Raw genomic sequence first — 1,449 nt, 5'->3', positions numbered from 1 at the left:
GATCAAAAGATCGCAGCCTGCGGCAGCTCCTACGGTGGCGGGGGTGCCGCGAATCCCGTGTAGGCGCTGGCGAAGCCTGCGATCTTTTCAGTGGTCGATGGAGGTGTTGCGGCTGACGGCAGGATCAAAAGATCGCAGCCTGCGGCAGCTCCTACGCTAGGCGGGGTGTCCGCAAATCCCGTGTAGGCGCTGGCGAAGCCTGCGATCTTTTCAGTGGTTGGGGCGCAGCTTTCGACAGTTCCTACAGGGCCACGTCTACGCACCACTCTGCCGCAGGCAGCGATTTTTTGACGTCTTCACAAGCTGCCACCGCGCCGATTACCAGGATAGCCGGGCTTTTCAACTGGAAGGCGAGGGCATCTTCCTGCATGGCGGTCAGATCGCTCCGACATTCCCGTTGATGCGGCAGCGAAGCGTTTTCGATCATCGCCACCGGCGTATCCGCCGCCATTCCACCAGCCAGCAGTTGCTCGCGAATTTCGCTGAGCTTGGCCACGCCCATGTAGATCACCAGCGTCGTACCGCCCTGGGCCAGGGCCTGCCAGTTCAGGCTACTGTCGTCTTGAGTGTGGGCGGTTACCAGGGTTACGCCACGGCTGATGCCACGCAACGTCAGCGGGATATTGCATTGCGTCGCTCCGGCCAGGCCGGCGGTGATGCCATTGACCATTTCGACTGCAATCCCGTGGGTCCTGAGCCATTGCGCTTCTTCACCGCCACGTCCGAAAATGCACGGGTCACCGCCCTTGAGTCGCACCACGCACTTGCCTTGGCGGGCATAACGCAGCATCAGCCGATGAATGAACTCCTGCGGCGTGGAGCGACAGCCGCCGCGTTTGCCGACGGCAATGATGCGTGCCTGTGGGCAATGGGCCAGGACGGCCTCGTTGACCAGATCATCGATCAGCACCACATCGGCTTCGCCCAGGGCGCGCACCGCTTTGAGGGTCAGCAATTCGGGATCGCCAGGACCTGCGCCCACCAGCCAGACTTTTGCGCTCATGTTCTATTCCTCACGAAGTGACGGCTATCGGTTGGGCAGTAGCGGCCAACAGACGCTTGATTTCCGGTACGCAGGAGCCGCATTGAGTGCCGCAGCCCAGTTCTTGTTTCAAGCCATTGAGATCCAGGCCGCGGCGGATACCGGCGCAGACTGCGTTTTGGCTGACGTTTTTGCAGTTGCATAAGGTCTTATTGGCGGACGGGTCGCTGGTCGCGCTACCCGGCGGGGTGCTCAGCGGCGCCAGCAGCCAGCGGCGCAATTGTTCGTCGGCTGTGCCCTCGAGCCACAGGCTTTGCAGCCAATGCCGGGCGAGGGTTTCACCGGCCAGGCGGATGGCGGTGATGCGTCCGCTCTCGATCCGCACTCGCTTGCCAATGGAGCGCCGTGGGTCGTCATAGGCCAGTACTGGTCCTTCGTTAAGCCCCAGCTGTTGATCGATGTCCCTG

Annotated in this window: 2 protein-coding genes; both read right to left on the bottom strand. The window is 62.0% G+C overall.

Translation table 11 applies throughout. The annotated features are described in order from the left end of the window. Positions 1 to 241: 241 nt before the first annotated feature. A complete protein-coding gene (gene cobA, locus F8N85_RS34205) occupies positions 242 to 1,003 on the bottom strand; it encodes a uroporphyrinogen-III C-methyltransferase (protein WP_150804837.1) in 762 nt (253 codons plus the stop codon). A 10-nt stretch (positions 1,004 to 1,013) separates the two neighbouring features. Beyond that, positions 1,014 to 1,449 (bottom strand): bacterioferritin-associated ferredoxin (locus F8N85_RS34200; protein WP_191636323.1); only part of this gene is annotated, 436 nt, incomplete at its 5' end.

This window comes from Pseudomonas fluorescens, from assembly GCF_902497875.1.
GTDB lineage: Bacteria > Pseudomonadota > Gammaproteobacteria > Pseudomonadales > Pseudomonadaceae > Aquipseudomonas > Aquipseudomonas fluorescens_BR.
Note: the sequence above shows the minus strand (reverse complement) of the source record. Positions and strands in the feature narration are given on the sequence as shown.

What these genes read in the sequence shown, in the direction of transcription:
- cobA (WP_150804837.1), bottom strand. Translation starts at nt 1,003, where the DNA reads ATGAGCGCAAAAGTCTGGCTGGTGGGCGCAGGTCCTGGCGATCCCGAA.